This is a genomic window from Agrobacterium tumefaciens str. B6 (assembly GCF_001541315.1).
In the GTDB taxonomy this organism is placed as follows: Bacteria; Pseudomonadota; Alphaproteobacteria; order Rhizobiales; family Rhizobiaceae; genus Agrobacterium; species Agrobacterium radiobacter.
Map to the genome: position 1 here is coordinate 1 of NZ_LMVK01000024.1, position 13,252 is coordinate 13,252.

Annotated in this window: 10 protein-coding genes and 1 pseudogene; 5 read left to right on the forward strand and 6 right to left on the reverse strand. The window is 59.2% G+C overall.

Going from position 1 to position 13,252, the window contains the following annotated elements; all coding sequences use genetic code 11:
- Positions 1–135: 135 nt before the first annotated feature.
- Positions 136–555 (forward strand): hypothetical protein, encoded by a 420-nt coding sequence (locus tag ASB65_RS18590; protein ID WP_139786503.1) that lies wholly within the window; start codon positions 136–138, stop codon positions 553–555.
- A 157-nt stretch (positions 556–712) separates the two neighbouring features.
- Here the strand turns inward: ASB65_RS18590 and ASB65_RS18595 are convergent.
- A pseudogene (locus tag ASB65_RS18595) lies at positions 713–1,787 on the reverse strand (tyrosine-type recombinase/integrase).
- A 144-nt stretch (positions 1,788–1,931) separates the two neighbouring features.
- On the opposite strand from ASB65_RS18595, the gene dusA reads away from it, so the two are divergent.
- The gene (gene dusA, locus ASB65_RS18600) at positions 1,932–2,927 is read left to right on the forward strand and encodes a tRNA dihydrouridine(20/20a) synthase DusA (protein WP_060724996.1); all 996 of its coding nucleotides are present in this window, start codon (positions 1,932–1,934) and stop codon (positions 2,925–2,927) included.
- Positions 2,928–2,933: 6 nt separating this feature from the next.
- On the opposite strand, the gene ASB65_RS18605 is transcribed toward dusA, so the two are convergent.
- Together ASB65_RS18605 and uvrA are read right to left on the reverse strand one after the other, a co-directional pair.
- Positions 2,934–3,734 (reverse strand): DUF72 domain-containing protein, encoded by an 801-nt coding sequence (locus tag ASB65_RS18605; RefSeq protein ID WP_060724997.1) that lies wholly within the window; start codon positions 3,732–3,734, stop codon positions 2,934–2,936.
- Positions 3,735–3,790: 56 nt separating this feature from the next.
- The gene (gene uvrA / locus ASB65_RS18610) at positions 3,791–6,712 is read right to left on the reverse strand and encodes an excinuclease ABC subunit UvrA (RefSeq protein ID WP_060724998.1); all 2,922 of its coding nucleotides are present in this window, start codon (positions 6,710–6,712) and stop codon (positions 3,791–3,793) included.
- A 264-nt stretch (positions 6,713–6,976) separates the two neighbouring features.
- On the opposite strand from uvrA, the gene ASB65_RS18615 reads away from it, so the two are divergent.
- The gene (locus ASB65_RS18615; RefSeq protein ID WP_003502762.1) at positions 6,977–7,561 is read left to right on the forward strand and encodes a single-stranded DNA-binding protein; all 585 of its coding nucleotides are present in this window, start codon (positions 6,977–6,979) and stop codon (positions 7,559–7,561) included.
- A 33-nt stretch (positions 7,562–7,594) separates the two neighbouring features.
- Complete coding sequence (locus tag ASB65_RS18620; protein WP_223564850.1) at positions 7,595–7,858, forward strand: hypothetical protein; 264 nt, start codon at positions 7,595–7,597, stop codon at positions 7,856–7,858.
- A gap of 54 nt (positions 7,859–7,912) precedes the next feature.
- On the opposite strand, the gene ASB65_RS18625 is transcribed toward ASB65_RS18620, so the two are convergent.
- Together ASB65_RS18625 and ASB65_RS18630 are read right to left on the reverse strand one after the other, a co-directional pair.
- Positions 7,913–9,061 (reverse strand): HPP family protein, encoded by a 1,149-nt coding sequence (locus ASB65_RS18625; RefSeq protein WP_003502756.1) that lies wholly within the window; start codon positions 9,059–9,061, stop codon positions 7,913–7,915.
- Positions 9,062–9,187: 126 nt separating this feature from the next.
- Positions 9,188–9,817: a MarC family protein gene (locus tag ASB65_RS18630; RefSeq protein ID WP_003502754.1), complete on the reverse strand. Its 630-nt coding sequence runs from the start codon at positions 9,815–9,817 to the stop codon at positions 9,188–9,190.
- A 217-nt stretch (positions 9,818–10,034) separates the two neighbouring features.
- On the opposite strand from ASB65_RS18630, the gene gyrA reads away from it, so the two are divergent.
- The gene (gene gyrA / locus ASB65_RS18635; protein WP_060724999.1) at positions 10,035–12,827 is read left to right on the forward strand and encodes a DNA gyrase subunit A; all 2,793 of its coding nucleotides are present in this window, start codon (positions 10,035–10,037) and stop codon (positions 12,825–12,827) included.
- A gap of 96 nt (positions 12,828–12,923) precedes the next feature.
- On the opposite strand, the gene ASB65_RS18640 is transcribed toward gyrA, so the two are convergent.
- Entirely contained in the window at positions 12,924–13,184 is a 261-nt protein-coding gene (locus ASB65_RS18640; RefSeq protein WP_060725000.1) for a hypothetical protein, read from the reverse strand.
- Positions 13,185–13,252 lie beyond the last annotated feature (68 nt).

A 13,252-nucleotide genomic window follows, 5' to 3' on the forward strand; every position in this document is an offset into this window, starting at 1 on the left:
AACCCGCGCCCGCAGGCCCCTGCGCTAAATGGAGAGCTCCGGGCCTACGCGCGCTGACCCGATGCAACCAGAGGCAGGGGTCCCTTTTGGGAGCCGATAAGGGGTCCCGTTACGACGCCGATTGACACCGCAGCGGTGGCGCAAGACGCTGGAACACGTTCCGGGCTGGATCTGGGTATCCCGAAAGGTCAGGTTATGGCCTGTCAATTCAACCGGGTTATTACCGAGACGTCGAAAAAAAAGGTCGAGGAAGAAGCGGAAAACTTTGCCATTGTGTCTCCAAAATCGACTTTGCTTTGTGCTGCAGATGGTGTCGAGGACGACGCTGAGATGCCCTGTAAGCGTTTTGAATTGGTCGGCAAGAATGACGGTGGTTCAATAGTTTTCGCGTCCAAAGACGGTTTTAAGCTTACGACAAACTTTCTGGCTTTGTCGCTTGGTGCTGGTGTGTCCGTGGCCGATCTCGGGGAGACGACGCACATGGCCTTTACCGGCCAGTGTCACGATACGACGGTTGAGTTGGTCAAGAAAATGATGCCAAACTTCAAAGAATAATTGGGCCTTACTCCGGCCCGCGACTTTTGCCCATGGACGGTCATCAATGCGGAAAACATCCGCAATGTCCTAAATTTCCCACATGCTGGGGCGGCTTAGGCTGCCCTCACAAACAATGCGAGCTATTGACTTATTGAAATATACGCCAGGCGCGCGCTCAATTCTCGGTGACGGTCTTCAACCACTTCCATCCCTCGAACTTGTCACCCTTCTCCCTGATCTGCGTGTAACGCTTTAAGCTGTTCCAAGTGCGGTGGCCGGATACGCTGGCGGCGAGGGGAGATTGTCCTGCCCATCTCGAACAGGCGGGAAATTCCCTCGTGCCGCAAGTCATGGAAGTGCAGGTCTTTGATCTCAAGGAACTGGCAGGCACGTGTGAACGCGGCGCCAACCCCAGCCGTACCGTAGGGGAATATCCGCGGCCCATTCTTCGGCATGGCTTTGATGATCTGCAATGCCTCTGGTGGAAGTTCGCACCACACGTCGTTGCCCTTCTTTTGTCCCGGGTGCTTGAGATCCCGGACGAGGATGCGGCTGTGCACCTCATCTAGATCTTCCCATTCTATACGGACGATTTCCTCCTGCCGGCGTGTCGAGTAGATAGCAAACGCGACCACCCGATCCATGCGAGACACATGCGGCGTCGCCAAGTTTCGGCTGGTGAAGTACTCCATGATCCTGTCGAGCTCGGCGAGAGTGGGGCGACGAGTGCGGCTCTCAGAATTGGCAATCGCGTTCAGTTTTCTGAGGACCGTTTGCGCATCCCGCATGGCGATGGGATCAAGCGGCATGCCCCACGCCGGCCGAGCAATGGAGAATATGGAAGACAAGTGCGAAATGTAGCTTCCGACCGTCTGCGGCTTACGGCCCACTGCGAGTTGGTTTGCAAACGTAACGATGTCATCGCTCCGAATATCTGCGCAGTCCATTGTGGCGATCTTGAAGGTTTTAATCGTACGAAGCACCTGTGCCTTCGTGGACCCCATTGTTCCTTTCTCTTTGAGGTACCGATCAATGGCGTCCGCGAGTGTGAAGCGATCCGCGTTCAGCCGCTCCAGCGCACCTGGTTTGTCGATTTCAGTCTCGCGAAAACGAATCCACGATTCTGCCTCGCGTTTTTTATCAAAGGTCTTGGCCTCTCGGAAAACGATACGACCGCCTTTTTTTCGAAGGATCTGCGCGGTATAACCCACTGAACCGTCTTTTCGTTTTCTCGCGGTGATCGTTCCCATCGGTACAACATTCCTGTATCTGGTACGACGTCGTTGTACTTCAACCTGAAAATCGGTGCAACAGCGTGAAAAAATAAGAAAAAGAGCGCTAACACATGACATTAAGCAAGCGAGCATAAAGAGTTGAATTTTTACGAAAATGCAATGAAATCAGGCGAAAAAATCTTCGCCGTGGCCCCGATGATCGACTGGACCGACACGAGGTGCAGATTTCTGCACCGGCAATTGTCGAAGCGTGCGCTGCTTTATACCGAAATGATCGTCGCCGACGCCATTATCCATGGTCAGCGTGACAGGCTGCTCGGCTATCACCCTCAGGAACATCCCGTCGCGCTGCAGCTTGGTGGGTCTGATCCGGCCAAGCTTGCCGAGGCGGTGAGGATCGCCGGGGACTACGCCTATGATGAGATCAATCTCAATGTCGGCTGTCCCTCGGATCGGGTGCAATCTGGTACCTTTGGTGCATGCCTGATGCGCGAGCCTGATGTGGTGGCGCAATGTGTCTCGGCAATGAAGGCTGTCGCCCGCGTGCCGGTTACGGTGAAATGCCGGATCGGCGTGGATGATCAGCAGCCGGAAGCGGTTTTGCCGGATTTTCTGAAGCGGGTTGTTGCGGCAGGCGCGGACGCCGTCTGGGTTCATGCGCGAAAAGCCTGGCTGCAAGGGCTTTCGCCGAAGGAAAACCGCGAAGTGCCGCCGCTCGATTATGATCTCGTCTATCGCATGAAGCGGAAAAACCTTGACGTCTTTATCGGCATCAATGGCGGTATCGCCGATCTCGATCAGGCGAGCGGGCACCTCCAACATATGGATGGTGTGATGCTCGGCCGGGCGGCCTATCACAACACGTCCATCCTTGCCGATGTCGACCATCGCATCTATGGCGAAGAGGCCCGGCAGCCGGACTGGATGGCGCTGCGTGACGCCATGATGGCCTATGCCGCCGACTATATCGCCGCGGGTGGACGTCTCAACCACGTCACTCGCCATATGGTCGGACTGTTTCAGGGCATGCCCGGCGCGCGCCGTTTCCGGCAAATCCTCTCCAGCGATGCCACCCGGCCGGGGGCTGGCCCGGAGGTGATCGAGGCCGCTTTCGCGGCCATAGATTTCAGCCCGACGAAAGAAATGGCGGGCTGAAAGCGCTCAGACCGCCTTTTGCAGTTCCTGCGCACCATTGGGCGCATTGACCTTGCCGCCGGTGATGAAGAAGGCGAAGACGTCGCGCGGTGTCTTTTCGACTTTTCGCTCGGCGGCGATCAGCGGTAGATCGTCCGGCATGCCGCCCTTGGCATAGGTCTTTACCCGCTCGGCCCAGTGGTCGATTTCTTTTTTCGGATAACAGGTCTTGATGTCGTCCTCGCCCTTCTGCAGGCGGCAATAGACGAAATCGGCCGTCACGTCAGGCAGCATCGGATAGTCATGATGGTCGGCGCAGACGACGGCGACCTTGTGCTTGGCGAGAAGATCGATGAATTCCGGAACCTGAAATGTCGGGTTGCGCACCTCGACGACATGGCGAAGACGAATACCGTCCTGCTTCTCAGGTAACAGGGACAAAAATGCGCCGAAATCCTCCGCGTCGAATTTTTTCGTCGGTGCGAATTGCCAGAGGATGGGACCGAGATGGGACCCGAGTTCGGTCAGCCCCTGCGTCAGGAACTTCATCATCGATTCACCGGCTTCGGCCAGAACCCTGCGGTTGGTGACAAAGCGGCTTGCCTTTAGCGAGAAGACGAAATCCTCGGGCACTTCGGAAGCCCATTTGGCGAAGGTCTCCGGTTTCTGGCTGCTGTAATAGGTGCCGTTCACCTCAATGGCCGTGAGCTGCCGGCTGGCGTGCTCCAATTGGCGCTTCTTCGGCAATTTTTCGGGGTAAAATGTGCCTTCCCAGGGCTCGAAGGTCCAGCCGCCGATACCGGTGCGGATCGTGCCTGATGTCGACATATGCTGTTCCTCCTCCGGCCTTCGGCCTTTCGAACCTTTGCGACGAAAGCTGCGGATTACTCCGCAGCCTCCCGTTTTCCGGCCGGCCGGCGCTCCAGAAGCTCCTTCAGGAAGTGACCGGTATAGGAACGCTCGACTTTCACGATGTCTTCCGGCGTACCGGTCGCCACCACTTCGCCGCCGCCCGTGCCGCCTTCAGGCCCGATATCGATGATCCAGTCCGCCGTCTTGATGACTTCGAGATTGTGCTCGATCACCACGACGGAATTACCCTGTTCCACAAGCGCATGCAGCATTTCGAGCAGCTTGTTGACATCGTGGAAATGCAGGCCGGTCGTCGGCTCGTCGAGAATGTAGAGCGTGCGACCGGTGGAGCGCTTGGACAGTTCCTTGGCGAGCTTGACGCGCTGCGCTTCGCCGCCGGAGAGCGTATTGGCCTGCTGGCCGACCTTGATATAACCGAGGCCGACATCGAAAAGCGATTGCAGCTTGTCGCGCACAGCCGGCACGGCGGCGAAGAATTCCACGCCTTCCTCCACCGTCATATCCAGCACGTCGGCGATGGATTTGCCCTTGAAGGTGACGTCAAGCGTCTCGCGATTATAACGCTTGCCGTGGCAGACATCGCAGGTGACGTAAACGTCAGGCAGGAAGTGCATCTCGATCTTGATGACGCCATCGCCCTGGCAGGCCTCGCAGCGGCCGCCCTTGACGTTGAAGGAGAAACGGCCCGGCGCGTAACCGCGCGCCTTGGCTTCCGGCAGACCGGCGAACCAGTCGCGGATCGGCGTGAACGCACCGGTATAGGTGGCCGGGTTGGAACGCGGCGTGCGGCCAATCGGCGACTGGTCGATATCGATCACCTTGTCGATGAATTCGAAACCATCGATGCGGTCGTGCTCGGCCGGGATTTCGCGCGCACCCATCACCCGGCGCGCCGCCGATTTATAAAGCGTCTCGATCAGGAATGTGGATTTGCCGCCGCCCGAAACGCCGGTTACGGCAGTGAAAACACCGAGCGGCACAGCTGCCGTGACATTCTTCAGGTTGTTGCCGCGCGCGCCAAACACCTTGATTTCGCGGCCCTTCTTGGGCTTGCGACGCTCAGCCGGCACGGCGACGCCGAGTTCGCCCGAAAGATATTTGCCGGTCAGCGATTTCGGATTGGCCATCACCTCCTGCGGTGATCCTTCGGCAATCACCTGACCGCCATGAATGCCGGCGGCCGGGCCGATATCGACGACATAATCGGCCGTCAGAATGGCGTCTTCGTCATGTTCGACCACGATGACAGTATTGCCGATATCGCGCAGATGTTTCAGCGTATCGAGCAGGCGGGCGTTGTCGCGCTGGTGCAGGCCGATTGACGGCTCGTCGAGAACATAGAGAACGCCCGGCGGGCCCGGGCCGATCTGCGAGGCCAGACGGATACGCTGGCTTTCACCGCCGGAAAGCGTGCCGGAATTGCGCGACAGGCTGAGATAATCCAGTCCGACATCATTGAGGAAGCGCAGGCGCTCGCGGATTTCCTTGAGGATGCGGACTGCGATTTCGTTCTGCTTGGCGTTGAGGTTTTCCGGCAGCACTTCAAACCAGTCGCGCGCCATGCGGATCGACATTTGGGTGACTTCACCAATATGCAGCTTGTTGATCTTGACGGCGAGCGCTTCCGGCTTCAGGCGATAACCGGCGCAGGCCGGGCAGGGGGCCGCCGACATGTAGCGTTCGATTTCCTCACGCGCCCAGGCGCTGTCGGTCTCTTTCCAGCGACGCTCGAGATTGGGCACGATGCCTTCGAAATTCTTCACCGTCTTGTAGGAGCGGGCGCCGTCCTGGTAGTTGAATTCGATCTTTTCCTCGGTGCCCTGCAGGATGGCGTTCTGTGCGTCCTTCGAAAGGTCCGACCATTTGCTCGAGAGCTTGAAACCGAAGGCCTTGCCGAGTGCTTCCAGCGTCTGGTTGTAATAGGGCGAGGATGATTTGGCCCAGGGAGCTATCGCGCCGTCCCGCAGCGTTCGTGCCGGTTCCGGAACGATCAGGTTTTCATCCACCTTCTGCTGCGAGCCAAGGCCATCGCAGCTCGGGCAGGCGCCGAAGGGGTTGTTGAAGGAGAACAGCCGGGGCTCGATTTCTGGAATGGTGAAGCCGGAAACGGGGCAGGCAAATTTTTCCGAAAACAGCACCCGCTCATGGGTCTCGTTGAGCGATTTGTTGGCGGAACCGCCGGCGGCGGTTTCTTCCGGCGGCAGGGGCTTGTCAGCAAATTCCGCAATCGCCAGCCCGTCGGCGAGCTTGAGGCAGGTCTCGAGACTGTCGGCAAGGCGTGCTGCCATGTCCGGGCGCACGACGGCGCGATCGACCACCACGTCGATGTCGTGCTTGTATTTCTTGTCCAGAGCAGGAACGTCGGCGATTTCGTAGAACTGGCCATCCACCTTGACGCGCTGGAAGCCCTTCTTCATCAGATCGGCGAGTTCCTTCTTATATTCGCCTTTGCGGCCGCGGACTATCGGCGCAAGAATATAAAGACGCGTACCTTCCTCGAAAGCGAGAATGCGATCGACCATCTGGCTGACCGTCTGGCTTTCGATCGGCAGGCCGGTGGCTGGCGAATAGGGGACACCGACACGCGCGAAGAGAAGGCGCATATAATCGTAGATCTCGGTGACCGTGCCGACCGTGGAGCGCGGGTTGCGCGAGGTGGTCTTCTGCTCGATGGAGATTGCTGGCGACAGGCCGTCGATCTGGTCGACATCCGGCTTCTGCATCATCTCCAGGAACTGGCGCGCATAGGCCGAGAGGCTTTCGACATAACGGCGCTGGCCTTCGGCATAGATCGTATCGAAGGCAAGCGAAGACTTGCCCGAGCCGGAAAGGCCGGTCATGACGATCAGCTTGTTGCGCGGCAAATCCAGATCGATGCCCTTGAGGTTATGCTCGCGGGCGCCACGGATGGAAATCGTCTTCAGTTCACTCATGACAAGGCTCGGACAAAAATAACAGGCTTGATGGCAGCGCGTCCTTATGTAGTGACGCAGCCGGGTGTGTCGAGGTCTATTCCCTCTCGGTCGCAGCTTTTCGGAAAGCTTGACTCGAAATCTGCGATTTAATAGAACAAAAAAGGAACGAAATGCAAGCGCGAATGTCCGCTCCCGCAGCTTAAGATTATTCTTTGTGGATAGTTCCATGCTTGCGGTGCCCTTTGCGGGCGGCGGCAGCTATTGTGTGGCAAATTTTTTGAAATGCAATTGCCGGTCATGATGGCCGGCGGACAGGATGACGAGATGGCTGGTAGCGTAAACAAGGTAATTCTGATCGGGAACGTGGGCGCTGATCCCGAAATCCGCCGGACGCAGGATGGCCGCCCCATCGCCAACCTGCGCATCGCCACCTCGGAGACCTGGCGTGACCGCAATAGCGGCGAGCGCAAGGAAAAGACCGAATGGCACACCGTCGTGGTTTTCAACGAAGGCCTGTGCAAGGTCGTCGAGCAATATGTCAAGAAGGGCGCCAAGCTCTATATCGAAGGCCAGCTGCAGACCCGCAAATGGCAGGACCAGACCGGTAACGACCGTTACTCCACCGAAATCGTGCTGCAGGGCTTCAACTCCACGCTGACCATGCTTGACGGTCGCGGCGAGGGCGGCGGTGCTGCCCGCAGCGGCGGTGGCGATTTCGGCGGCGGCAACGATTATGGCAGCGGCGGCGGCTCCAGCTATGGCGGCGGTTACGACCAGCAGTCCTCGTCGCGCGGCGGCTCTGCCCGTGGCGGCAGCCAGCCCGCCGGCGGCTTCTCCAATGATATGGACGACGACATCCCGTTCTGATCGGACGGTGGATCAAGAAACGCGTGACAGGAGGTGAGCTTGACTGACGAAACCGTGCAGCCGAAACAGCCCGCCACCTGGCGCATCATTCTTGCTTTTTTCCTCGATTTCTGGACGGCGTTTTTCGCCGCCGGATTTCTGGTCGCGACGGTCGCGGGTGGGCGAACGCCTGAAGGTTTTGCCCTCAACGGCGCGCCCGCCTTTATCGCCTTCGCGCTGATCATCGCCTATTTTGTCGTGCTCGGTCGGTTCTTCGGCGGCACGCTGTGGCAGCGCCTCCTGAAGGCGAGACGCTGACTTCAGGCTTTGCCGGTTCCTCCTGAGAGGAGGATACTTCCACGTCGCGGCAAGCTATGCCGCGACTTTGTCCGCCAGCATCGCGACCATGACATCGGATTGCGACACGATGCCCACCATCTTGCCCCTGGCATCGATCACCGGCAGATAATGCAGCCCTTCCTCCGCAAAGCGGATGATGGCTTCCTCGATGGAGGTTTCCGGTCGCACGGTTTTCACCGGTGATGTCATGATGTCCTTGACCGTATCATTGGGTGCGCTTGCGCCGGACAGGATGAGGCGCAGCCGCTGCAGGAAACCGATGGAGGGACGACCGTTTCTCCAGCTCGCCTTTTCCAGAAAATCCGTCTGGGTGACGATGCCGACGATTTCGGCCCTGTCATTGGTGACGGGCAGCGCCTTGAAATGATGGCTGTGCATCAGCGCATGGGCGTGGCGCAGGCTGTCGTCAGGAGCAACACCGACCACGTCGCGTGACATGACGCTTTCGCAATCGAGATGCAGCGCGCGACGCCGGTAGGAACGCAACTCGGTCCTGCGCAGGATGGTTTCCAGCGCATCGCGGTCGATATCGATGAACTCGTCATATTCCTTCAGCACTTCGTCGAGATCGGTGGAGGAAAAGCCGATTTTCTGGATGGGTGTCGGATCCGTGGTACCGTGGGCGGCCTTGCCGAGCTTCAGGCCGTGCGGATAGGCGCGACCGGTGGCATTGTTATAGGCGAGGGCCAAAGCAAGAAGGATCAGCGAGTTTCCGGCGACCGGCCACAGCAGGAAACCATAGCCGAGGCTGTGCACGGCAGGGCCGCCGAGGACGGCAGTCAGTGCGACAGCACCGCTTGGCGGGTGCAGGCAGCGCAGCGCCATCATGGCGGCGATGGCGAGGCTGATGGCGAGCGCGCTGGCAAGAAACAAATCCGGAACCAGCAGCGCCACGGTCACACCAACGAAAGCCGAAACGAGGTTGCCGCAGAGGATCGACCATGGCTGCGCCAGCGGGCTGGAGGGCACGGCAAACAAAAGCACGGCCGAAGCGCCCATCGGCGCGATCATGGCTGGCAGGGTGGGATCGAAACGGAGAGCAAGACTTCCCAAAAGGCCGGTCAGCAGGATGCCGACAAAGGCGCCGGTTGCGGAGCGTAGCCTTTCCCTGTTGCTGACGGGTGCGGCATCCGGGATGAGGCGGCGCAGCGTGGAACGCATGGAGATAACTTTCGAATCCGAAAAAACATGCGTCTTTTAGCCGAAGCAGAGGGCGGATTTAAAGGGAGGATTTTCCGGCATTTCAGCGGTTGGCGGGAATTTATTGCGCTAGTGTCGCGAAGCGGCTCAGAACGCGAAGGCCGATTTTATGCCATCGACCACGAATTGCACGGAAAGCGCCGCAAGCAGAACGCCGAGCAGTCGGGTAAGGATCGCGCGGCCGGTATTGCCGAGAAAGCGGTCCATCCGCTCCGAAACGATGAGCGCGGCATAAACAAGGGCCATGGCGAAAGCGAGGATCAGGATGAGCACCACCATCTCGACGGTGGTCTTCATTGAGCCGGCAAGCAGCACGGTGGCGGAAATGGCGCCCGGTCCGGCGATCAGGGGCAACGCCAGCGGAAAGACCGCCAGATTGTGGAGGTGGTCCTTGGTGATGGCGATTTCGGAAGTCTTTTCCTTGCGTTCCTGGCGCTTCTCGAAAATCATCTCGAAGGAGATCCAGAACAGCAGAAGGCCGCCGGCGATGCGGAAGGCGCCGAGCGAAATGCCGAGCAGGTTGAGGATCGCAAGGCCGAAGAGCGCGAAGACGGCGAGAATGCCGAAGGCGATGATAGAACCGCGCAGCGCCACCTGGCTGCGCTGGTCGCGGTTCATGCCGGCGGTGAGCGCCAGGAAGACGGGGGCGAGACCCGGCGGATCGAGTGTGACCAGAAGTGTGGTAAGCGCGTTGATGAGCGTTTCGCTGCTGGCCATTTTTTCCCCGCTTATTGCCTTTTTGCGCGTGAGACTACGCAAGTCGCAATCGCTTTAAAAGGGAGTGGCGACGCTTTTGCTGACCTAAATGGCGAAAAGCGGTGTATGTCTTGCAAATGACGCAAAAGACTGTTCAAAACTCGCCGGGAAATTGGCTTAACGTGGCTGTTTCCGCTATAAAAATCCATCCGATTCTTAACAGAGAATGTGATCCGTTTTGACTGACCAGAGCCCCCCCGGCGGCGGAAAACTTCCGCCAGGCATTGAACCGATTTCCATCATGGAGGAAATGCAGCGGTCGTATCTCGATTACGCCATGAGCGTTATCGTTTCCCGCGCGCTTCCCGATGTGCGAGACGGCCTGAAGCCGGTTCATCGCCGTATTCTTTACGGCATGTCCGAACTCGGCATCGACTGGAACAAGAAATACGTCAAATGCGCCCGCGTTACCGGTGACGTGATGGGTAAATTCCATCCGCACGGCAATTCGGCGATTTATGACGCGCTGGCGCGTATGGCGCAGGACTGGTCGCTCCGCCTGCCACTGATCGACGGGCAGGGTAACTTCGGCTCCATCGACGGGGATCCGCCGGCGGCCGAACGTTATACCGAATGCCGTCTGGAAAAGGCCGCCCATTCGCTGCTCGACGATCTCGACAAGGAAACGGTCGATTTCCGCGACAACTATGACGGCACCTTGCAGGAACCGGTCGTCATTCCGGCCAAGTTCCCGAACCTCCTGGTCAACGGGGCAGGCGGCATCGCCGTCGGCATGGCCACCAATATTCCGCCGCACAATCTGTCCGAAGTCATCGACGGCTGTATCGCGCTGATCGAAAATCCGGCGATCGAGCTGCCCGAACTGATGCAGATCATTCCCGGCCCGGATTTCCCGACCGGTGCTCTGATCATGGGCCGCTCCGGCATCCGCTCAGCTTACGAGACGGGCCGCGGTTCGGTCATCATGCGCGGCCGCGCGACCATCGAACCGATGCGTGGCGACCGCGAGCAGATCATCATCACCGAAGTTCCCTATCAGGTGAACAAGTCGTCGATGATCGAGAAGATGGCTGAACTGGTCAAGGAAAAGCGCATCGAGGGCATTTCCGACCTGCGCGACGAATCCGACCGCCAGGGTTATCGCGTCGTCATCGAGCTGAAGCGCGACGCCAATGCCGATGTCATCCTGAACCAGCTTTATCGCTACACACCGCTGCAGACCTCCTTCGGCTGCAACATGGTGGCGCTGAACGGCGGCAAGCCGGAACAGATGACGCTGCTCGACATGCTGCGCGCTTTCGTCTCCTTCCGCGAGGATGTCGTCAGCCGCCGCACGAAGTACCTGCTGCGCAAGGCGCGCGAGCGTGCGCATGTGTTGGTCGGTCTGGCGATTTCCGTCGCCAATATCGATGAGGTCATCCGCGTCATCCGTCACGCTCCCGATCCGGCTTCGGCGCGCGAGGAGTTGATGACCCGGCGCTGGCCGGCGCAGGAAGTGGAAAGCCTGATCCGTCTGATCGACGATCCGCGTCACCGCATCAATGAAGACGGTACCTACAATCTCTCCGAAGAGCAGGCGCGCGCCATTCTCGAATTGCGCCTTGCCCGCCTCACCGCACTTGGTCGCGATGAAATCGGCGACGAGCTGAACAAGATCGGCGCGGAAATCAGCGAATATCTTGAGATACTGTCGTCACGCCTGCGCATCATGCAGATCGTCACGGAAGAGCTCATCGCGATCCGCAACGAGTTCGGCACGCCGCGTCGTTCCGAGATTGTCGAGGGCGGCCCCGACATGGACGATGAGGACCTCATCGCCCGCGAAGACATGGTCGTCACCGTTTCGCATCTCGGCTACATCAAGCGTGTGCCGCTGACCACCTACCGGGCGCAGCGTCGCGGCGGCAAGGGCCGTTCTGGCATGGCGACGCGCGACGAGGATTTCGTCAATCGCCTCTTCGTTGCCAATACCCATACGCCGGTACTGTTCTTCTCCTCGCGTGGCATCGTCTACAAGGAAAAGGTCTGGCGTCTGCCGATCGGCACGCCGCAGTCCAAGGGCAAGGCCCTGATCAACATGTTGCCGCTGGAGCCCGGAGAGCGCATCACCACCATCATGCCGTTGCCCGAGGATGAGACCACCTGGGAAACGCTTGACGTGATGTTCTCGACGACACGCGGCACGGTTCGCCGCAACAAGCTCGGCGATTTCGTGCAGGTCAACCGCAATGGCAAGATCGCCATGAAGCTGGACGAGGAGGGCGATGAAATCCTCTCCGTCGAAACCTGTACGGACCGCGATGACGTGCTGCTGACGACCGCGCTCGGCCAGTGCATCCGCTTCCCCGTGGACGATGTGCGCGTCTTTGCCGGCCGCAACTCCGTCGGCGTGCGCGGCATCAACATGGCCGAAGGCGACCGCATCATCTCCATGACCATTGTCGGGCATGTGGAAGCGGAGCCGTGGGAGCGTGCGGCCTATCTGAAGCGCTCGGCTGCTGAGCGGCGTGCCGCAGGCGTCGATGAGGACGATATCGCACTCGTTGGCGAGGAAGTGACGGAAGAGGGTGAACTGAGCGAAGAGCGTTATCAGGAACTGAAGGCACGTGAAGAATTCGTGCTGACGGTTTCCGTGAAGGGCTTCGGCAAGCGCTCGTCTTCCTACGACTTCCGCACCTCGGGCCGCGGCGGCAAGGGCATCCGCGCCACCGACACCTCGAAGACCAACGAGATCGGCGAACTGGTTGCGGCCTTCCCCGTGGACGAAGGCGACCAGATCATGCTGGTGTCCGATGGCGGGCAGCTCATCCGCGTGCCGGTCAACGGCATCCGCATCGCCAGCCGCGCCACCAAGGGTGTGACGATCTTCTCTACCGCGAAGGATGAGAAGGTGGTTTCCGTGGAGCGCATCAACGAGCCGGAAGGCGACGACGAAGCAGAGAACGGTAATGGCGAAGATGCCGCCGACGATCTGCCGGATACGCCGGAGGCACCGGAGAACGAGGCGTAAGCCGCCTCGTCATCTTCGGGTACCAATCAAGAAAAAACCCCGCGGTGCTCAGGCTCCGCGGGGTTTTTCTTTTGTCGTATCAGCTACGTTTGATTTTCAGCGAATCCGGATATGGACCGGAGCGCGACCCGAACGGCTCGCGACATGAAGGTGGATGTTTGCTTCCGGCTGATTGGAGCGCCAGGCGCGGGCGCCATGCGACAGAAGCAGCGCCACGAGATCGCGCGTTTTTGCCTTGGAACGGTTGAGACCGAGATCGGCGATACGCATTGCCGCCTCGTGAATGGGATGCAGAGCCGATAGGCTGCCATGCCCATTGCCAGACGCAATGTCCGAATAATTCTCGTTGACTGCCATCTTGGAAAGCCTCGCTACTCATTACACAATTCGAGGAGACAGGCGATGTTTCGACAATGAAGCACCGC

Excerpts from the sequence above, each read along its gene's own strand:
- ASB65_RS18615 (WP_003502762.1), top strand. The coding sequence starts at position 6,977 with ATGCAATTGCCGGTCATGATGGCCGGCGGACAGGATGACGAGATGGCT.
- dusA (WP_060724996.1), top strand. The coding sequence starts at position 1,932 with ATGAAATCAGGCGAAAAAATCTTCGCCGTGGCCCCGATGATCGACTGG.
- ASB65_RS18630 (WP_003502754.1), bottom strand. The coding sequence starts at position 9,817 with ATGGCCAGCAGCGAAACGCTCATCAACGCGCTTACCACACTTCTGGTC.
- ASB65_RS18605 (WP_060724997.1), bottom strand. The coding sequence starts at position 3,734 with ATGTCGACATCAGGCACGATCCGCACCGGTATCGGCGGCTGGACCTTC.
- ASB65_RS18625 (WP_003502756.1), bottom strand. The coding sequence starts at position 9,061 with ATGCGTTCCACGCTGCGCCGCCTCATCCCGGATGCCGCACCCGTCAGC.
- uvrA (WP_060724998.1), bottom strand. The coding sequence starts at position 6,712 with ATGAGTGAACTGAAGACGATTTCCATCCGTGGCGCCCGCGAGCATAAC.
- ASB65_RS18640 (WP_060725000.1), bottom strand. The coding sequence starts at position 13,184 with ATGGCAGTCAACGAGAATTATTCGGACATTGCGTCTGGCAATGGGCAT.